This window comes from Pedobacter humicola, from assembly GCF_056490705.1.
Genome location: NZ_JBWJIG010000001.1, coordinates 534,493 through 554,683, shown reverse-complemented (window position 1 = coordinate 554,683; position 20,191 = coordinate 534,493). Strand labels below are relative to the sequence as shown.

19 protein-coding genes are annotated in these 20,191 nt (G+C 38.3%); 10 read left to right on the top strand and 9 right to left on the bottom strand.

Translation table 11 applies throughout. The features are described from left to right. Window positions 1–60 precede the first annotated feature (60 nt). Window positions 61–1,272, top strand: a complete 1,212-nt coding sequence (locus AC04Q1_RS02295) for a TCR/Tet family MFS transporter (RefSeq protein WP_478361421.1) — start codon at window positions 61–63, stop codon at window positions 1,270–1,272. 140 nt (window positions 1,273–1,412) lie between these two features. Here AC04Q1_RS02295 and AC04Q1_RS02290 read toward each other — a convergent pair whose 3' ends face one another. Further along, window positions 1,413–2,765, bottom strand: coding sequence for a PhoH family protein (locus AC04Q1_RS02290; protein ID WP_478361419.1), 1,353 nt, complete (start codon window positions 2,763–2,765; stop codon window positions 1,413–1,415). Between the two features lie 753 nt (window positions 2,766–3,518). Here AC04Q1_RS02290 and AC04Q1_RS02285 point away from each other — a divergent pair. Both AC04Q1_RS02285 and AC04Q1_RS02280 read left to right on the top strand, forming a co-directional pair. Then, entirely contained in the window at window positions 3,519–5,678 is a 2,160-nt protein-coding gene (locus tag AC04Q1_RS02285) for an FUSC family protein (protein WP_478361417.1), read from the top strand. 131 nt (window positions 5,679–5,809) lie between these two features. Further along, window positions 5,810–6,220 carry an organic hydroperoxide resistance protein gene (locus AC04Q1_RS02280; protein WP_316843606.1) on the top strand — a complete coding sequence of 137 codons (411 nt, stop codon included), beginning with the start codon at window positions 5,810–5,812 and terminating at the stop codon, window positions 6,218–6,220. A 105-nt stretch (window positions 6,221–6,325) separates the two neighbouring features. Here AC04Q1_RS02280 and bioB read toward each other — a convergent pair whose 3' ends face one another. The 4 genes from bioB to AC04Q1_RS02260 form a co-directional block, all read right to left on the bottom strand. Then, window positions 6,326–7,327 (bottom strand): biotin synthase BioB, encoded by a 1,002-nt coding sequence (bioB, locus tag AC04Q1_RS02275; protein ID WP_478361415.1) that lies wholly within the window; start codon window positions 7,325–7,327, stop codon window positions 6,326–6,328. Window positions 7,328–7,434: 107 nt separating this feature from the next. Further along, on the bottom strand, window positions 7,435–8,784 hold the full coding sequence (gene mgtE / locus AC04Q1_RS02270; RefSeq protein WP_478361413.1) for a magnesium transporter: 1,350 nt from the start codon (window positions 8,782–8,784) through the stop codon (window positions 7,435–7,437). A 268-nt stretch (window positions 8,785–9,052) separates the two neighbouring features. Then, window positions 9,053–10,174 carry a magnesium/cobalt transporter CorA gene (gene corA, locus AC04Q1_RS02265; protein WP_478361411.1) on the bottom strand — a complete coding sequence of 374 codons (1,122 nt, stop codon included), beginning with the start codon at window positions 10,172–10,174 and terminating at the stop codon, window positions 9,053–9,055. Window positions 10,175–10,177: 3 nt separating this feature from the next. Beyond that, the gene (locus AC04Q1_RS02260; RefSeq protein WP_478361408.1) at window positions 10,178–10,789 is read right to left on the bottom strand and encodes a WbqC family protein; all 612 of its coding nucleotides are present in this window, start codon (window positions 10,787–10,789) and stop codon (window positions 10,178–10,180) included. A 39-nt stretch (window positions 10,790–10,828) separates the two neighbouring features. On the opposite strand from AC04Q1_RS02260, the gene AC04Q1_RS02255 reads away from it, so the two are divergent. Both AC04Q1_RS02255 and AC04Q1_RS02250 read left to right on the top strand, forming a co-directional pair. Continuing rightward, entirely contained in the window at window positions 10,829–11,701 is an 873-nt protein-coding gene (locus AC04Q1_RS02255; RefSeq protein ID WP_478361406.1) for a lysophospholipid acyltransferase family protein, read from the top strand. Between the two features lie 5 nt (window positions 11,702–11,706). Continuing rightward, entirely contained in the window at window positions 11,707–12,720 is a 1,014-nt protein-coding gene (locus tag AC04Q1_RS02250) for a glycosyltransferase family 2 protein (RefSeq protein WP_478361404.1), read from the top strand. Between the two features lie 112 nt (window positions 12,721–12,832). Here AC04Q1_RS02250 and aroQ read toward each other — a convergent pair whose 3' ends face one another. After that, window positions 12,833–13,249: a type II 3-dehydroquinate dehydratase gene (gene aroQ / locus AC04Q1_RS02245; protein ID WP_478361877.1), complete on the bottom strand. Its 417-nt coding sequence runs from the start codon at window positions 13,247–13,249 to the stop codon at window positions 12,833–12,835. Window positions 13,250–13,298: 49 nt separating this feature from the next. Here aroQ and xerD point away from each other — a divergent pair, with 49 nt between their 5' ends. Next, window positions 13,299–14,198: a site-specific tyrosine recombinase XerD gene (xerD, locus tag AC04Q1_RS02240; protein ID WP_478361402.1), complete on the top strand. Its 900-nt coding sequence runs from the start codon at window positions 13,299–13,301 to the stop codon at window positions 14,196–14,198. A gap of 81 nt (window positions 14,199–14,279) precedes the next feature. Here the strand turns inward: xerD and prmC are convergent, their stop codons facing one another. After that, the gene (gene prmC / locus AC04Q1_RS02235) at window positions 14,280–15,164 is read right to left on the bottom strand and encodes a peptide chain release factor N(5)-glutamine methyltransferase (RefSeq protein ID WP_478361400.1); all 885 of its coding nucleotides are present in this window, start codon (window positions 15,162–15,164) and stop codon (window positions 14,280–14,282) included. A gap of 79 nt (window positions 15,165–15,243) precedes the next feature. Between prmC and ribD the strand changes: the two genes are divergently transcribed. From ribD to AC04Q1_RS02215, 4 genes are read left to right on the top strand one after another with little or no spacing between them, the layout of a single operon-like run. Next, the gene (gene ribD, locus AC04Q1_RS02230; RefSeq protein WP_478361398.1) at window positions 15,244–16,299 is read left to right on the top strand and encodes a bifunctional diaminohydroxyphosphoribosylaminopyrimidine deaminase/5-amino-6-(5-phosphoribosylamino)uracil reductase RibD; all 1,056 of its coding nucleotides are present in this window, start codon (window positions 15,244–15,246) and stop codon (window positions 16,297–16,299) included. After that, the gene (locus AC04Q1_RS02225; protein ID WP_478361397.1) at window positions 16,296–17,165 is read left to right on the top strand and encodes an EamA family transporter; all 870 of its coding nucleotides are present in this window, start codon (window positions 16,296–16,298) and stop codon (window positions 17,163–17,165) included. Before ribD ends, AC04Q1_RS02225 begins: the two co-directional genes overlap by 4 nt. Then, the gene (locus AC04Q1_RS02220; protein ID WP_478361395.1) at window positions 17,152–17,766 is read left to right on the top strand and encodes an IMPACT family protein; all 615 of its coding nucleotides are present in this window, start codon (window positions 17,152–17,154) and stop codon (window positions 17,764–17,766) included. Before AC04Q1_RS02225 ends, AC04Q1_RS02220 begins: the two co-directional genes overlap by 14 nt. 9 nt (window positions 17,767–17,775) lie before the next feature. Then, window positions 17,776–18,636, top strand: a complete 861-nt coding sequence (locus tag AC04Q1_RS02215; protein ID WP_478361393.1) for a nucleoside phosphorylase — start codon at window positions 17,776–17,778, stop codon at window positions 18,634–18,636. Between the two features lie 93 nt (window positions 18,637–18,729). Here AC04Q1_RS02215 and AC04Q1_RS02210 read toward each other — a convergent pair whose 3' ends face one another. After that, window positions 18,730–19,125: a DUF1398 domain-containing protein gene (locus AC04Q1_RS02210; protein WP_478361391.1), complete on the bottom strand. Its 396-nt coding sequence runs from the start codon at window positions 19,123–19,125 to the stop codon at window positions 18,730–18,732. A 3-nt stretch (window positions 19,126–19,128) separates the two neighbouring features. Then, entirely contained in the window at window positions 19,129–20,178 is a 1,050-nt protein-coding gene (locus AC04Q1_RS02205; RefSeq protein WP_478361389.1) for an aldose epimerase family protein, read from the bottom strand. Window positions 20,179–20,191 lie beyond the last annotated feature (13 nt).

Genomic DNA, 20,191 nt, shown 5'->3' with positions numbered 1-20,191 from the left:
CAGAACTAAAATTTACATTCTTAACTAATTCTGATACTTTTGCGTTTCAACCTTTATACAATGGCAAACAAGAAGAAATCTGCAATGAGTTTTATTATGGTTACCCTCCTGATCGATTTTACAGGCTTTGGGTTGATCATTCCTGTTTTACCAAAACTGATACAGGATTTTACCGGCGGAGGTTTCGGTTTGGCTGCAGAATACGGTGGTTGGCTTACATTGGCTTATGCATCTGTTCAATTTATATTTTCTCCAATTATCGGGGCCATGAGCGATCGGTATGGGCGCAGGCCCGTTTTGTTAAGCTCTTTGTTCGGACTGGGCATCGATTATATCTTCCTGGCATTCGCCCCTTCTATTATCTGGTTATTTGTAGGAAGAATTATCGCAGGCATTACCGGAGCCAGTTTTACCACGGCGCAAGCCTACATCGCCGATGTTTCGCCACCTGAAAAAAGAGCACAGAATTTTGGCCTGGTTGGCGCGGCATTTGGCGTAGGATTTATTTTAGGTCCGGTTTTGGGCGGTGTTTTTAGTCATTTCGGTACAAGGGTTCCTTTTATGATCGCTGCTGGCTTATCTTTAATCAACTGGCTTTATGGTTATTTTATATTGCCGGAATCATTACCTGTAGAAAAACGCAGGGCTTTTGACTGGAAAAGAGCAAACCCGATCGGCTCGTTGGTAAGCATTGGTAAATATCCGGCATTATTGGGTTTAATGGCTACCCTATTCTTATTGTACTTTGCCAGTCACTCGGTGCAATCTAACTGGACGTTTTACACCATGGAAAAATTCCAATGGGATGCCGCCTGGGTTGGTTATTCCTTAGGCTTTGTAGGCTTGGTGGTGGGTATTGTTCAAGGTGGTTTGATCAGGGTCATCCTTCCCAAGATCGGAGAAAAAAAAGCCGTTTATTTTGGTCTGATTTTATACATCATCGGCTTTGTAGCATTTGCCTTTGCAACTAAAGGCTGGATGATGTTTGCCTTTATGTTGCCATATGGTTTGGCGGGTATAGGCGGACCAGCGATGCAGGGTTTGATTTCAAATCAAATACCAGCAAATGCCCAGGGTGAAATGCAAGGTGTATTAACCGGTTTGCAGAGTTTAGCTGCTATATTTGCCCCATGGGTAATGACACATATTTTCGCTTATTTTATTGAAGGGAAAGCGCCGGTTTACTTTCCTGGTGCACCGTTTATTTTAAGTGCAGTGTTAACTTTAATTGGATTGTTTATCTGTTTGAGGAGCCTGAAGAAATATCATTAGGAAATACATTTGCAATAAATGCCCCTGCAACCAGGAACTGAAATAAATTCAGGTGGTGTAAGGGCTTTGAACCAGTGCCTAAACAGATCAGTTTAAATCTGTGCTCTTGTCTGCGAAATCAGCGGGAAACCTTCTAATCTTTACAGCAACTCGTTTGCCAAATTAGCCAATTCACTCCTTTCGCCTTTGTGTAAGGTAATGTGTGCGTAAAGTGGATGGTTCTTTGCATTTTCGATTAGATAAGATAATCCATTACTCTCCGAATCGAGATAAGGGGTGTCAATTTGATAAATATCGCCCGTAAAAACCACTTTGGTATGCTCACCTGCTCTCGAAATAATCGTTTTTACTTCATGCGGGGTTAAATTTTGTGCTTCATCAATAATAAAGAAGATTTTAGTGAGCGTTCTTCCACGGATGAAGGCCAATGGCGCAATGGCTATTTTTTCGGTTGCAATCAGTTCATCAATTTTCTCCGACATTTTTTCATCGCCGATAAACTGTTCTTTAATGAACCTTAGGTTGTCCCAGATAGGTGCCATAAAGGGATCCGTTTTCGATTTTGCATCACCAGGCAGAAAGCCAATGTCTTTATTGCTCAGTGAAACAATGGGGCGTGTAACATAAATCTGTCTGAAGTTTTTACGTTGCTCTAAGGCACTGGCCAAAGCCAGCAGGGTTTTACCGGTTCCGGCGTTTCCCTGGATAGTTACCAGTCTAATTTCCGGATCTAAAAGGGCATGAATGGCAAAGGCCTGCTCAATATTTTTAGGTTTGATCTTAAATATCGGACCGGTAGAAACAGCTGCAATTGTTTTTAAACTATTGTTGTAAAATACATTGGCTGTTTTTCTCTTATTTTTTAAAATGTAAAAGTGATTGGCATTTTTTGGGGGCAATTCGATCTCACCCGCATCGATAAACGGTTGCTTTTTTACTGCTTCAATAATTTCAACGGAGAAATTATTGATTTCTGTTTTTCCGGCATAAAGCTCATCAACGTTTTTAATTTTACCCGTTTCGTAATCTTCCGCATTTAAATCGAGTGCCTTTGCTTTTAGTCTCAGACAGATGTCTTTCGATACCAGTACTACTTTTTTATCAGGATGTTCCTCTTTTAAGCTTAAAGCCGCGTTCAAAATCTTATGGTCGGTTTTCCCTTTCCCATAAACCGCTTCTGCATCTACCGTTAAAGGTTTTTCATTTAATACTACCCTAAATTTCCCTGAACCCGGGCTTTTCAAGGCTATCCAGTCGCTGATCAGTTTTTGTTTAGAGGTTTCGTCGATTAGACGGATGAAACTTCTGGCTTCAAAATTCCGGGTATCGTTTCCGCTTTTAAAATTATCGAGTTCTTCTAAAACCTGAATGGGAATGGCCACATCGTGTTCATGAAAATTATTTATTGCATCATGATCGTATAAAATCACCGAAGTATCTAAAACGAATATCTTTTTTGAAGGACTGGAGACTGATTTACCTTTTTTGGCCATTCGGTAAATTTAATATTTTAGGGATAATAAGCGGAAAAATTAGCTATTCTTTTTTGATCGGTTGATCGGATTTGGGCAAAATAAAAACGGGGCGCTTCTTCTTTCGATTCAGTTCCCCGTTTTAACGCTACAAACAACCGTAGTTGCATTTTAGCGCATCTAATTCTTGTTACTCTGATTTTTCCGTTTTCGTTAGGTTTTGCAACTTTTGCGATCCGTGAAAATTTATTTCCAACTCTTCCGTCCGTAAACTTCTTAGTTTTCCATAATCTCTGTTTGGGCCTGTGCGATTTTCTTATCGTCCAATCTTTCGATGGTTATATATATTCTTACTCGGTTTAACCCTTTCAGAAATTAATCGTTTTCCCTATAAACGATCCGAAACAATTCCCCTTTCGGTTCTTTATCTCTTTTGGATTGTTTTATCAGAATTCAAAGTACTTCGTATTTGATATGATCTAATTTAGTATGAAAACGCACTTCTGTCAAGAGAAAAATAAACGTTTTTATGCACAAAGTTATTAACCTAAAAATACTGTTTATCAACAGTTTACATTGGTGAAAAGTGGTCTCAAATTCGTTGTGTCCCATCTATATTGAGTTTGTTAACAATTTAGGATTATACACTTGTCAACATTTCTTATTATTTTACTAATCAGTTAATTACCCGTTTTCTGCTTAAAATCATAAAAAAAGCAAAAAACTTAATTTTAATCACAACAAAAAAATCACTATTATAGTTATTTTTGTAACATGCAGATTAGGCAACCCATTAGAAATATACAAGACTTTTTATTGAGTACGTATTTTGCCGACGGTCTACGCATCACTATTGGCGTGCTGCTCCCCTCTTTAATCCTGGCCCAGTTTGGTCTGTTGAAGTATGGCATGACTTTATCTCTCGGAGCGTTATGTGTCAGTGTTGTGGATAGTCCTGGCCCCATGGTACACCGGAGAAATGCAATGCTGATTACCACAGCACTAATTTTTACCTTTTCGATCATTACCGGTTTAACCAACAAAAACCATTATTTTATCGGTTTTTTACTCGCTGTATCGAGCTTTGTATTTTCGATGTTTTACATCTACGGCTTGAGGGCTGCATCGGTAGGCACTGCAGTGCTGTTGATTATGGTATTGAGCATTGATGATGTACGCCCCTGGCAGGAAGTATTGTTGCATGCGGTTATGGTGTTGGCCGGAAGCCTTTGGTATACCGGTTTAAGCTATTTTGTGTACCGCCTCCGCCCGTTCCGTTTGGTACAACAATCGCTTAGTGATTCTATTTTAGAAGTTGCAGAGTTTCTGCGTGAAAAAGCCAAGTTTTATCATCAAAATAACAATTACGATAAAACCTATTCAGATCTTTTACAACTTCAGGTTTCTGTACACGAAAAACAAGATGCAGTAAGGGAATTGTTGTTCAGAACAAGAGAAATCGTAAGGGATTCTACCCCTGAAGGAAGATTTTTGTTACTGGTATTTGTAGATATGGTTGATCTGTTCGAACAGGTCATGTCTACCTATTATAACTACCAGCAGCTGCACGACCAGTTTGATAAAGCAGGCATTTTATCGGATTATGAAATGGCCATTAAGCGGATTTCCTATGCTTTGGATGATATTGCATTTGCCTTAAAGAGCGGTGGAACGCCAGTTGTTTCGAAACGTTTACTGATCGAGATCGAGCGTTTAAAAATCAAAATCAATAATCTGGAAAAAAACAACCAGAATCAGGAATACAATACACTCGGCATTATTGCCCTGAAAAATATTGAAGTTAATATCGAAAATATACTGGCCAGGGTTAAAACCATTTTCAGCTATTTTAAAATCAGGAACAGTAAAGATATCAGGCAGGCTGAGGTAGATACAGAGAAATTTATTACGAGGCAAAAATTCGATTTCAAACTATTTACAGAAAATTTAACCTATAGTTCTTCTACGTTCAGACATTCGCTAAGGGTAACCGTAGTAATGCTTTTAGGTTTCGTGGTATCCCTAGTTTTGAATTTCTCGCATAGTTATTGGATTCTCCTTACTATTCTGGTGATCTCGAAACCGGGTTTTAGCTTAACCAAAGAGCGTAACTATCAACGTTTGATCGGAACTACTGTGGGCGCATTTATTGGTATGGGTGTATTAACCTACATCCATGATCGAAATACCCTTTTCGTGATTTTATTGATCTGTATGATTGGTTGTTATAGTTTTCAACGGAAAAACTATGTGGTAAGCGTACTTTTTATGACACCTTATATCTTGATCCTATTCGATTTCCTGGGTATGGGATCGATTGCGCTGGCGCGCGAAAGGATCTACGATACCTTTATTGGCTCAGGCATAGCCCTGATCGCGAGTTATTCCTTATTCCCAACCTGGGAGCATGAAAAACTTAAGGAGGCCATGCTTGATATTTTAAAGGCAAATAAAGCCTACTACGCACAGGTAGTGAAATTGTATTTTGAAAAGAATTACAACAGAACCGAGTATAAGCTGGCAAGGAAAGAAGTTTATGTAAGTACTGCCAATTTAGCTTCCTTGTTTCAAAGAATGTTTTCTGAGCCGAAAAGCAAACAATTGTTTATTAAAGAAGTACACCAGTTTACGGCTTTAAGTCACTTGCTCTCTTCTTATGTGGCAACACTTTCATTATACAATAAGGAACATCAATTTATTTTTGAAAGTTTCGATGCTTTAAAACCCATTGCCAATAATACCACTTATTTACTCGATACTGCCATTGAAAATTTAGTACAAGGAACAAATACCATAGATAATGTTCCGTTAATCAGGCTAAATGATACTGGCTTAACGATAAAAAAAGGCGAAGATTTAATTCCGGAGCAATTCGACCTTATCCAAAAAGTAGCTTATGACATCTATAAACTATCCGTAAAAATCAAGATTTAAGGCAAGTGTTTCATTATGCGGATTAATAGCATTAAAATATATTCAGCAGGAAGAGCTGATATAGTATAACAAACCTTGTATAAAACAAAGGCCATTATCAATTGTTAAGCTATTCACATTAATATAACATTATGGAAAAGCTATATACAGCTGAAGTAACAGCTACTGGAGGAAGAGATGGACACATCAAATCAAGTGATGGAATTTTAGATTTTGATTTGCGAAAACCGAAAGAACTTGGCGGACAAGGCGGGGCAACCAATCCTGAAGAATTGTTTGCAGCAGCCTGGGGTCCTTGTTATTTAGGTGCCTTGGGATCAGTTGCCGAACGCGAAGGTGTAGATATCAGTGAAGCTAATGTGAAAGTGCTGGTTTCCTTTAATAAAGATGGCAATTCATTCGTGCTGTCAGCAGATCTGGATGTGCACATTCCTGGAATTTCCCATGAGGAAGCGCAAGCTTTAGCGGATAAGGCACATCGGGCTTGTCCGTATTCTAAAGCTGTAAAAGGAAATATTGAGGTTAGGGTAACGGCCGTGTAAGACACAGATAGAAGAAGATCAGATAGTAATATCTAAATAAGAAAACCACTTGAAAACAAAAAAGTCCCGATCAAAATCGGGACTTTTTTATATTATATTTTTTGATTAAACCGCTTCCTCTGCTATCCTTGTATTTGCAGGACGGCCATTTTTAAAGGCATTGCGTGTTTTTAAGCCTAATAATTCAAACATCGCCATATCATCTACAAAAGCAGGGTTTGGTGTAGTTAACAATTTGTCTCCGGCAAAAATAGAACTTGCACCAGCCATAAAGCAAAAAGCCTGTTCAAGTGTACTCATTTCATTTCTACCTGCTGATAAACGTACCACCGAATTTGGCATCACGATACGTGCCGTAGCGATCATCCTTACCATATCCCAGATTGGCACACGTGGCTGGTTTTCTAATGGTGTTCCTTTTACCGGAACCAATGCATTAACAGGAACCGATTCAGGGTGTTTTTCCATATTGGATAAGGTTTGCAACATCGAAACACGATCTTCTACTGTTTCGCCCAAACCGATAATACCACCACTACATACCGTTAATTTAGCTTTACGCACATTTTTAATGGTATTTAAACGATCATCGTAAGTCCTGGTCGAAATAATACGTTTGTAATCATCTTCAGAAGTATCGATATTGTGGTTATAGGCATATAAGCCCGCATCAGCCAAACGCTGTGCCTGATTTTCGGTCAGCATACCTAAAGTACAGCACACCTCCATATCCATATCATTTACAGCTTTTACCATTTCAATTACACGGTCAAAATCACGGTTATCACGTACTTCGCGCCATGCGGCCCCCATACATAAACGTGATGCACCACCCTCTTTTGCTTTAACGGCAGCGCTCACCACCTGGCTCACCTGCATTAAGGGCTGAACTTCTAATTCCGTATGATAACGTGCTGCCTGTGGGCAATATGAACAATCTTCGGCACAGCCACCAGTTTTGATCGAGATTAATGAACTTACCTGAACTTCATTATAGTCTTTATTTTCTCTGTGGATGCTTGCGGCTTCGTAAACCAGATCTAAAAATGGTCTGTTATAAATTTCGTATATTTCTTCTTTTGTCCAATCGTGTCTTGTTGTTTGCATCGGGATCAGATTTTTTGGATTTAAAGTTATGTAATCTTTTTAAGTTAGCAGGCTCCATTTAGGTTTGGCAGGATAACATCCTGAATCCCAAATCAAGTAAATCCTGATTATAGTAATAGTTTGCTGGCCAATCCTAAAATTAGCAGAAAACCAAAAACGTCGGTAAAAGTAGTAATAATTATAGATGATGCAATGGCAGGATCAATACCTACACGTTTTAAAATAAGTGGAATTCCGGCACCAGTAATGCCTGCAATAACCAGATTACCCGTCATAGCCAGGAAGATAACCAATCCAAGCATAGGGTTGCCGTCAAAAAAGTAAGCAAAAATAAATACGATTAATCCATTAGATGCACCATTAATTAAACCTACTGTAAATTCTTTCAAAACAGTTCGATAAGCCTGTTTATCAGTCAAGTCGTAAAGTGAAATACGCCTAACCGTTACAGCAAGCGCCTGAGTAGCCGCATTTCCGCCCATACCTGCAATAATCGTCATATAGGCTGCTAAAGAAGGAATTAACTTGATGGTTGGATCAAAGTAGCGCACAACAGATGAAGCTAAAAATGCAGTTCCAAGGTTGATAATTAACCAAGGCAAACGTGATTTTACCGCCTCTACCCAGTTACCGCTCAATTCCTCGTCTTCTGATACCCCCGAAATTTTCAGGATATCTTCGGTACTTTCAGCCTCCATTACATCGATTACATCATCGAATGTTACCCTACCAAGTAATTTCTGATGATCGTCTATTACCGGGATACTGGTTAAATTATATTGGGAAATCAGGTTCGCCACTTCTTCCTGATCGGTATCAGGATGCACATACACGGCATCTATTTTAACCAATTCGGTGATTTTGGCATTGTGTTTCGCTTTGATGATGTCTTTTAACGAAACAATCCCTTTAAAAATATCCTCATCATCCACCACATAAATGGTGTAAAATTCTTCCATTTCCTCACTCTGACGGATGATCTCGTCGATCGCATCTTTTTTGGTTAAGTTGATGTTTACACAGATCAGTTCTGTATTCATCAAACCACCCGCGGTTTTTTCGTCGTAAGTTAAAAGATTCCGGATTTCTGAAGCATGATCTTCGGTAAGGTCTTCTAAAATCTCCTTTTGCTCGTGATCTTCCAGCTGGGAAATGATATCGGTTGCGTCATCATAATCCAGTTCTTCAACAATTTCGGTACGTTTATCGGGATGGAGTTCAAAAAGTAAATCTTCCGGGTGGGATTCTTCATCCATCTCAGAGATAATCTCCGATGCGATTTCTGCCGGAAGCAGATTAATAATATGCCTTTGTTCGGATTTATCCAGGCGTTCGAAAAGAATGGCAATTTCTGAAGCATGGTATTCCTCTAAAACTACCTTTAAAGTTTCATCACCAGCTAAAATTGCATTTTTAACCTTGAGTACGTCGCTTTTATCAATTTCGAATGACTGCATCTATAACCTAACCTAAAACGCCCTAAAGCTACTAATATTAAAGATTGATTTTTACAATAAGTGATTTTTAATGTTAGTCATCTGATGTAAAATTCTGATTATTTCAACTCAGCCATCCTCCCCGGGCTTATAGAATATGAGACACGATTTGACCGCTGAACATCTATATCCTTTTAATACATGATCCATTATCTTTCCATTGCTAAAATGGTTTCATATATATTCATTTAATTTAAATATACCAATTATTGGTATAAGCACAAAAACACTATTTAAACCAACCTTTGCGCCAAAAATAAATGACCTGTAAGATCGCAATCACCCCCATTACAATCCAGGTATATAAATAACCATGTTCCGCATATAATTCGGGCATATTATCTTTTAATATTTTTCCGGTTGCCGGGTCTTCCCTGCTGAAATTCATCCCGTAAATACCGGCAATAAAGGTTAATGGGATAAATATGGAAGAAATGATGGTCAACACCTTCATGATTTCGTTCATACGGTTGCTGATAATCGATAAATTCATATCAATATTTGCCGATGCAATTTCCTTCAACGATTCTATAAAATCAATGATTTGGATACAATGATCATAGGCATCTTTCATGTATGTTTTGGTGAGATCGGATATCAAAGGACTATCGGTTCGGATAATATCATTCAGTTTATCTCTTTCCGGCCAGGCTACCTTACGGATCATAATTAATGACCTTTTAATCGCCTGGGTATCGTACATAATCCGGCGGTCGGGATGGTCGTACAAGCGGTCTTCGATGGCATCCAACTCTTCGCCCCAAAAATTTAATAATGTAAAATAGTTATCTACAATTACATCCATGATGGCGTACATTAAATAACTGCTTCCACCAATGCGGATGTTCCCCTTCCCTATTTCCAAACGTTTTCTAACCGGTTCGAAACAATCGGCATAAGTTTCCTGAAACGTAATCAGCGTACGTTCTGATAAAATAAAAGAGATCTGATCGTTGCTTAAAACATTATCTTCACCTAAAAACAGATGCCTGCTTACAGCGAAAATGTATTTGTCATTGTCGTACTCATCTAATTTTGGACGCTGATAAGAACTGGTAATATCTTCGAGAACCAACCTGCTGATATCCAATTTTGAATATAATGTTTCGAAAATATTCGGATCAGCCAAACCTTTGATATCGAACCAATAACAAAAATCTTTGTTCTCAATCAGCTTATCAATGTTATTGATATTTTCGAGTTCTTCTTTCTTGTAACTTTTCTCGTTATAAGTATGCAGTACGATTTGCGGCTTTAATGCATCATCATCAATGGCATATAGCCCCGGACTTGTACCGGGTGCTGGTACCTTATAATGTTTATGGCGGTTACGTGCTTTGTTTTTTCCCATATGTTACAGATATAGCCGGGCCTGGGGGCCCTGGTTAAATAACAGATCAACAATACTTAAGTTGGGTAAAAATTGATGTCTATCTTCAAAAACCTGATAATATGGCTTATTGTTTACAATATCTTCTTCTTTTTTGGGATTCATGATGGTACGGAAATCCAATTCGGGTGCGATATCATCAAAATATTCGGGTGTTACCTCAAAGCTTTTGTTCAGTTTTAGTTTTTTGCTTAACCATTCCACCAACTCGAGATTGTAATCGAATAAAAATTCGAATTTATTGGTGTAGAAACGCGATAACTCATCTTCGTAAAACTCAAAATAAGCAGAACTTCTGTAGCAGCTTTCCAAACTCAACCAATGCAACCGTTGCCATTTAAAATCGTAACTGATCCGAACATCCTTCATTTTCGTATGTGTTTTTGAGCCTTTAACCACTGGAACGGTTATGTCCAGTTTCCCGTTTGGTGAATAAATACTGGCTCTGTTGCGATAGGTCTGTTTGGCTAAATGTTCATGTTTTTCAATTAAAAAATCTGTCCCCAGCTTTTGCAATAGACTAAAATAACCTACTGGCGGAAGATAAAATAATGGAAGTATAGCTGTATTCTGCATTTGAAAATTTATGTTTGTAGCTGAAACGTTTTAAAAATAATGATTAAAAGAGGGATTGCGCACGTTGGCGTATTTTTTTTATACCTATTGTCGCTGCTCCCTTTGCCTTTGCTGTTTTTTTTTGCAAGATTACTATATTATCTGCTTTATTACGTAATAGGCTATAGAAAAAAAGTTATCAGACAGAATTTAACCTGCTCCTTTCCTGAAAAAAAACCTAACGAAATTATAGTTATAGAGAAAAAATTCTTTCTGTATTTGGCCGAACTCATTTTTGAAATCATTAAAATGACGAGTATTTCAAAGGCTGAAACTTTAAAAAGGGTAAAATTTACTGGATTGGAATATTTAGAAGCCCACTTTAAAGCTGGAGAAAGCGTACTCGCCTGTACAGGTCATTATGGCAACTGGGAGTTGGGAACCTTAGCGCTTGGTCTTAACATTTCTGCAAAAACCATGGTGATTTTTAAACCCATTTCAAATAAAGTTTTTGGAAAGTGGTTCGATTATGCACGGACAAAATATGGAAATGTATTTATTGCCATGCGGCAAACTTTGCGCGGTATGGCCGCCTACAAAAATGAACCGACGCTTTTGTGTTTTGCAAGTGATCAGTCGCCAACGAGAGAAGAAACAAAATACTTTGTTAATTTTCTGAATCAGCCTACCGCTGCTTTGTTGGGCGTAGAAAAAATTGCAAAATCTACTAAAAGACCGATATACTATTTTAAAGTTAAGGTAGTTAAAAAAGGTTATTACCATATAGAGGTTTTGCCGATGTGCCTTGAGCCCGAAAAAATGCATGAATTTGAAATTACAGATCTGCACTTTAAGTTTTTAGAAGATATTATTAAAGAACAGCCCCAATATTGGCTTTGGAGCCATAAGCGCTGGAAATTTAAACCCGAATAAATAGAATGAACCCATCAGTAGCTATTGTAATTTTAAACTGGAATGGAAAGGCGTATTTAAAGCAGTTTTTACCTGGAATTTTGCGGTCGGAATATGATAACCTGCAAATTGTTGTCGGCGATAATGCCTCAACAGACGACTCCGTTCTGTTTTTACAAGAAAATTTCCCAACCGTTAAAATCATTCAAAATGATCTTAATTATGGCTTTGCGGGGGGATATAATCAAGTTTTAGAACGTGTTGAAGCTGATTATTTTATTTTACTCAATTCGGATGTAGAGGTGATCCCAAATTGGATACAGCCCGTAATTGATCTGATGGAAAGCGATGTACAGATTGCAGCAGCACAACCAAAGATTAAATGGCAGTTGAACAAAAACCAATTTGAATATGCTGGTGCCGCAGGTGGCTATCTGGATATTTATGCTTATCCTTTCTGCCGTGGCAGGTTATTCAATGTTTATGAGTTCGATAATGGCCAATACAATGCGCAAAAAGAAGTTTTTTGGGCCAGTGGTGCTGCATTTTTTATCAAAAGCAAGTGTTGGCAGGAAGCAGGCGGTTTAGATGCTGACCTTTTTGCCCATATGGAGGAAATAGATTTATGCTGGCGCTTGAAGAACCTGAATTATAAGATTATGTTCTGTCCGGATGCTGAAGTTTATCATGTTGGCGGTGGGACATTGCAGACAGAAAATCCTTTTAAAACTTACCTGAATTTCAGGAACAACCTGATCATTATGCAGAAAAATCTGCCCTTAGGCGATGCTATCTTTAGGATAACAATCCGGATGTTTATCGATTTTATCGCCTGGTGGCATTTTTTACTTAGCGGGAAACCTAAGTTTACAATGGCAGTAAGTAAAGGGCACTGGCATTTCCTTAAATCATTGTCAAAAACGGGCAAAAAGAGAAAAGCAATCCAAAAAGATTACACTAAACATACTGGCGTGTACAACAACAGCATTGTTTGGGCATTTTTTATTAAGAAAATTAAATATTTTTCGAATCTTAAATAAATCTTGAATCGCCAATTTTTGGTCTGGAAATGTTTTCCAGACCGGAGATCTGTGGATTTGTAATCCACCTGAATCAACTGAAAATTTGTGAATTGCTGTAGCAATTAAAGATTTAGGTCAATAAACTTTCAATCGCCAAACGATAACCTTTCATGCCAAAGCCTGTTAAAACGCCCTGACAGTTTTTTCCGGTTAAAGAAACATGGCGGTATTCTTCGCGGGCATAAATATTCGATACATGTACCTCAATTACAGGCGTTTTAATGGCAGCAATGGCATCTGCAATGGCCACAGAAGTATGCGTATAACCACCAGCATTAAGCACTACGCCGTCGTAGCTAAAACCCACTTCATGTAGTTTATTGATAATTTCTCCCTCTACATTACTTTGGTAATATGCTATTTCGACATCCGGATAAGCAGTTTTTAATTCTTTAATGTAATCTTCAATACTGGTATTACCATAAATAGATGGTTCGCGAACGCCTAGTAAGTTTAAATTTGGGCCGTTAATAATTTGTATTTTCATCATATAATGTTGTAACGTTGCAATGTTATAAAAAATCTCAAATAAAAACATGCTTTGGCAATCATATATTAAAGGATTTAAGTCGTACTTGAAGTTAGAGCGGTCGTTATCCGGCAATTCTGTTGATGCCTATCTGAGTGATATCGACAAATTGATACAGTATTACACATCTTTAAATGAAGAACCAAAACTGACGGATATTACCATCACACATTTAAAATCATTTATTTCCTGGCTAAATGAATTGGGGATGCAGGCCAGTACACAGGCACGTGTAATATCAGGTCTGAAAGCTTTCTTCTCCTATTTAATGCTCGAAGAGGTGATTTCCAACGATCCGACAGCATTAATTGAAGCCCCAAAGCTCAGCAGAAAATTACCGGATACGTTAAATATCCATGAGATAAATGAACTCATCGCAGCGATAGATGCTTCAAAACCTGAAGGAATGCGCAACAAGGCCATTATGGAAGTATTGTATGGCTGTGGTCTTCGTGTCACCGAGTTAACAGAATTGAAAATTTCCAATCTCTTTCCGCAAATCGAGTTTATAAAAGTAATCGGGAAAGGAAATAAAGAGCGTTTGGTCCCGATCGGAGGTGTGGCCTTAAAGCTGTTGGATATTTACATCACTGAAGTCCGCGTACATGCTGACATCAAGAAAGGAAACGAAGATTTTATATTTTTGAATCGTTTCGGCGCTAAACTATCCAGAATATCGATTTTCAACCTGATTAAAAGTCTGGCAATAGCTACAGGCTTAAAGAAAACAATTAGTCCGCATACTTTAAGACATTCATTCGCTACCCATTTAATTGAGGGTGGCGCTGATTTACGTGCCGTGCAGGAAATGCTTGGCCACTCGAGTATTACGACAACGGAGATTTATACCCACATCGATCGCGATTATTTAAGGGAAGTAATTACACAGTTTCATCCGAGGGCTTAGATCAACCGATTTTATAATAAGTATAGCCCCTGACAAATCCGATAGCTATAAGATCAGGAGGACGAACAGAGAATTTCGATGTTATTGCTCCCTCACTTCTGATACCGGACTTTCAGCTTTCACCATCCGATCCTTTCCCTGCATATCCTGCCTTAACTCAATGTTTACAAACCCCTTATCTTTTAGCATTTCAACTGTTTCATTACCTAAATATTCGTTGATTTCGAAATAGAGCTTCCCGACTGGTTTGAGATTTGTTTTGGCGAATTCAGCGATGGCTTTATAAAAGATCAGCGGGTTCTCATCACTCACAAATAGTGCGAGGTGTGGTTCGTGTATCAAAACATTATTGTGCATGTCAACCTTCTCTAAATCCCTGATATATGGGGGATTACTGACTATGATATCAAATTTTTGTTTAGATTTAAAAGTTAATATATCAGCTTCAATGAAATTGATTTGAACGCCTATTTGTAAAGCATTTTCCCGGGCAACAACAATTGCATCCGCCGATACATCTAATGTAGAAACTTCGGCATTCCGCAAATGTTTTTTTAAGGTTATCGGGATACATCCAGATCCGGTCCCGATATCAAGGATACTAATTTTCTTAATATCGTCAATTGACAGCCGTGAGCTGTAAGCTGAAATCATCCAGTCTACCAATTCTTCTGTTTCGGGCCTTGGGATGAGTACATGTTCATTTACCTTAAAAACGGAGCCATAAAAATGAGCTTCTTCTAAAATGTGTTGAATGGGTTTACCGATCTGCAGATCATTTAAGATGCTCAAGAGCTTTTGCATGTTAATGAAACTGATATCTCTATCCTTCAGCATAATCAGTTTACCTGGAGATAAGGCCAATACCTGCTCGGCAGCAATACTAAATAGCGCTTTCGCCTCATCGCCCTCATATATGGGCTCAAGTTCCACTTCGTAATGCGCGGCTAGTTCTCCAATTTTCATGATACAAAATTACTCAATTGAGATGATAACAAATCGGTTTTGATAAACCCATGACGCTTTTTTTACTACTTTTGCCCTAATGAGCGATGAATTTTATATAAAACGCTGTCTGGAGTTGGCCGCCCTGGGAATTGGTAATGTAAGTCCAAATCCTATGGTGGGTTGCGTAATCGTGGCAAATGGCATAATTATCGGCGAAGGTTATCATCAGCAATATGGAAAAGCCCATGCCGAGCCCAATGCGGTTAAAGCTGTATTTGAAAAATACGGAGATGAAGCTGAAAATTTATTAAAACAAGCTACTGCTTACGTTAACCTCGAGCCATGTGCACATTTTGGTAAAACGCCACCATGCGCCGACTTATTGGTGAAAAATCAGTTAAAAAAGGTGGTGATTGGCAATAGAGATCCCTTCTCGGGGGTGGATGGAAAAGGAATAGAGAAACTGAAAAATGCAGGAATTGAAGTCGTAAGTGGGATTTTAGATGATGAGTGCCGGTATTTCAACAGAAGATTTTTTACCAGGATACAGCAACAGAGGCCATATATCATTTTAAAATGGGCGGAAACGGCAAATGGCTATTTCGCAACAAAAGATGGTCACCAGAAATGGATCAGTGGGGCTTTAGCTAAACGTCTGGCACATCTGTGGCGTACGGAGGAGGATGCGATATTAATTGGCAAACAAACTGCCATTATGGATAACCCGCAATTGACTGCAAGGGAATGGCCAGGTAAAAACCCGGTTCGTTTGATCATTGATAAAAATCTCCAGGTACCTGCCAGTAATCATATTTTCAATAAAGAAGCCAAAACCATTATTTTTAACGAAATTAAAACCGATGTTACCGATAATATCCATTACGTCCAGATGGAAGATATGCACTTTTATTTGGCGCAAAAAATAGCTTTTCAGCTTTACCTGATGGATGTACAATCAGTCATTATTGAGGGTGGTGCTAATGTATTAAATCAATTTTTAACCGCCAATTTATGGGATGAAGCACGTATTTTTACCTCATCAAACAGTTGGAACGATGGTGTTCCTTCTCCTGCCATTAATGGAAATTTACAGGAAGAAATCCAAATTGGGACCGACAAACTCTCTATCTATATAAACGACATCAATACATGATTTACATTATTTTAAGCATTTGCTGTAGTGTTACCGTGGCCATTTTATTAAAATTGGCTAAGCGGTACCAGATCAGCATTATTCAGGCCGTTACTGTTAATTATTTTACGGCATTAATCTTGTGTTTTCTCTTTTTTAAGCCCGATGTTAAACTGGTTACTGCCAGTGCGCCATGGCCTGTTTATATTGCCTTAGCGATATTGCTACCTTCCATATTTCTATTTCTTGCCGCTTCTGTTAAAAACCTCGGGATCGTTAAAACCGATATAGCACAGCGTTTATCCTTATTTATCCCCGTACTGGCTGCTTATTTTATCTTTGAGGAAGATTTCAATCAGTTCAAAATAATAGGTCTATGCATTGGTTTTTCAGCTATTGTCCTCACCTTTTTGCGTAAATCTGATCAGAAAGAAGGTGATAAAGGGAACTTACTCTACCCTATTATGGTTTTTATTGGTTTTGGTGTAATCGATGTACTATTTAAACAGATTGCACTCTATAAGGAACTGCCTTATACCACCTCGCTTTTTACCATCTTTTGCCTCGCATTTATCGTATCCTTACTGATTGTGCTTTCGATGCTGATTGCCGGTAAAATCAAATTGCAGGTTGTCAATCTGTTTTGCGGACTTATTCTTGGCCTTTTTAATTTCGGGAATATTCTTTTTTATATGAAAGCCCACAAAGCACTGGCAGAAAACCCATCAACAGTTTTTGCGGCCATGAATTTGGGTGTAATCATTATAGGGACACTGATTGGCGTGATTGCTTTTAAAGAAAAACTGAGCAAATTAAATTACGCAGGTATCATTTTGGCTATTGCAGCCGTTATTTTTATTACATTATCGCAAAATGCTGTTCGATGATTCGTATAAAACTATCGAAAGTGCCTCAGAAGGTATATTTCGTGATAAAGGAAGTAAGTTTATTGGTTATGTCTATCCAATTCTAAGTGAGATAGAAGTAAAACCAATTATTGCTAAACTTCGTGCAGAACATAACAAGGCCAATCATTTTTGTTATGCATACCGTTTAACACCAGACCGAAATGTTTTTAGGGTGAACGATGATGGAGAGCCTTCGGGTACTGCGGGCAGGCCGATCCTAAACTGCCTATTGTCTGAAGATATTACCAATGTATTAATCGTAGTGGTGCGTTATTTTGGCGGAACTTTATTGGGTGTTCCAGGTTTAATTAACGCTTACAAAACAGCTAGTATAGAAGCCATTAAAGCTTCTGTTATTGTCACTAAAACCGTAAATGATGTTTATGAAGCGCATTTCGATTACCTGCAGATGAATGACGTGATGAAATTGAGTAAAGATGAAAACCTGCAGATTTTAGGTCAACAGTTTGATACAGAATGTATATTGAAATTTGAAGTTAGAAAGGCACAGCTCAATCAGGTTTTAAGTAAATTTGATAAGATTGAAGGTGTTAAATTAAAATATCTTCAAACTATTTAATAAATAAATATGAAAATATCCGAAAGCGACTTAATCATCAATCCTGATGGCAGTATCTACCACCTAAATCTTTTGCCGGGTGATATTGCAGATACGGTAATTACCGTTGGCGATCCTGACCGTGTTGGGGAAGTAAGTAAGTACTTCGATAAGATAGAATTTAAAAAGGGTAAACGCGAATTTATTACCCATACCGGTTTTGTAGGTAAAAAACGTGTCACGGTACTTTCAACAGGTATTGGTACAGATAATATCGATATTGTTTTTAATGAGCTGGATGCCTTGGTAAACATCGATTTCGAAACCCGTGAAATCAAAAAATCGCTTACCTCATTAAATATTATCCGTGTGGGTACATCTGGTGCCGTTCAGCCTGATATTCCCATGGGAACCATCCTGGCATCGTCGCACGGCTTAGGGATGGATGCTTTAATGAATTATTATCTTCAGCAATTATCTGGTGATGAACAACTCCTGATGGACGCTGTTAAAGTCCACTTTGGTCATCATAAAAATATAAATCCTTATTTAACTGCAGCAAGCGAGGCCTTATTAAATACCATTGGCAAAGATATGGCAAAAGGCATAACCATCACGGCACCTGGATTTTACGCACCGCAAGGCAGAATTGTGCGTGCAAAAAATGCAGTTCCCGATTTTATTGGGCTGATCAATAGTTTTAAAAGCAACCAACACCGCATTACCAACCTGGAAATGGAAACCGCAGGGATTTATGCTTTGGCCAAAGTTTTAGGCCACAACGCAATTTCCATAAATGCGATTTTGGCAAGCCGTGTAAATTTCAAATTTAGCAAGGAGCCCAACAAAATTGTAGAACAAGCGATAAAAATGGTGTTGGAAAGGATTTAAGAAAAGAATTCTCCATTACATTACACTTACGAGCAAACGATCTTCCATAAATAAAAAAGGCCCTAAATTTCGGGCCTTGATGTTTTAATATAATTATACTTCTCTTATCTTTTCTTTTACCAATTCATTGCCTTCTGCATCCAAATAGGTACAGGTCATTTCGTCCAGATCGGTAACCCATTTCTCTACCCCGGCATCCGCTGCCTGTTTGCAGAATGTGAAATAATCTGTTTCGCCTTTTTGGTGTATTTCCAAAGCATGTGTTAACTTGCCGGCAGATGCTTCATCATTTATAATCAGCGGTGGATATCCGTCAGGACTTAACTGTTGGGCATTGTCTTCATCATCAAAATAAATCGACAAGCCGTTTGATACATAAACATCGTTTCGCTTAACACCCATTCCCCTGATTTCTTTTATAAACATTGGGAAATCTGCACCAGTTTTAATTTTTGATTCTGCTGCGTGGATGTCGTCGATCGTGAACATAATTTATTTGTTTAGTGAGACTTTGTAAATTGTTGTTTGCGTATAGAGATCGTCAGGGTTTAAAATGGTACTTGGAAACTCAGGTATATTAACCGCATTTGGATGATGCTGGGTTTCTACACAAAAGGCACCGTAACTTTCATAATCTTTTCCGCCTTTTCCGTTCTTGACGCCTAAATATTTCGCAGTATATAAGTGTGCTACCGGCTCTGTGGTGTATACGCTTAAAACTAAACCGCTATCCTCTTCAATTGTTTTGCTGGCCAGGGATAAATCGCCATAAATTTTATCCAGAACAAATGTCTGATCGTACCCTTCTTCCTCATTCCAATCTGCTCCTATTGCTTTAGATTTGGTAAAGTCCCATGGTGTTCCTTCAACAGGAATCAGTTTGCCCGTTACCGAATAATTATCATCCTGCTCTAAGTAATTTGAAGCAAAGATCTGCTGTTGATGATTTTTGATGTTTCCACCATTTGGTGCCAGGTTGAAATAACTATGGTGTGTTAGGTTAATTGCTGTAGCTTTATCAGTTTCAGCTTCATAACTTAAAATCAGCTCATCATTTTCAGTGAGTTCGAACGTTAAGTCGACGATAAGATTACCCGGGAAATGCTCTTCACCATCCACACTTTCATATTGGAATGTAACCGATGATTGTGATCCTTCACCTATTTCAACAATATCCCAAACTTTTCGATCAAAGCCCACTACACCACCATGAAGGGTATCGGTGCCTGCATTCTGCGCCAGCTGATAGGTTTCTTCGCCAATGCTAAACCTGCCATTTTTAATGCGGTTCGCATACCGGCCAACAATGGCACCAAAATAGGGGTAATTTTCTAAATAAGCCGGATCGAGATATTCGTCGAAAGTATCGAAACCAAGAACGATATCCTGCATTTCACCTTTGGCATTTTTAACTACAAATTTGTTGATAATGGTACCGTAGTTGAATATTTTGACATATGTGCCTTTACTATTGGTGAGTTCGATTGCGATAACTTCTTCGCCATCAATAATTTTTCCTGTAGGTATTTGCTGAACGCTCATAAATTGTAACTTA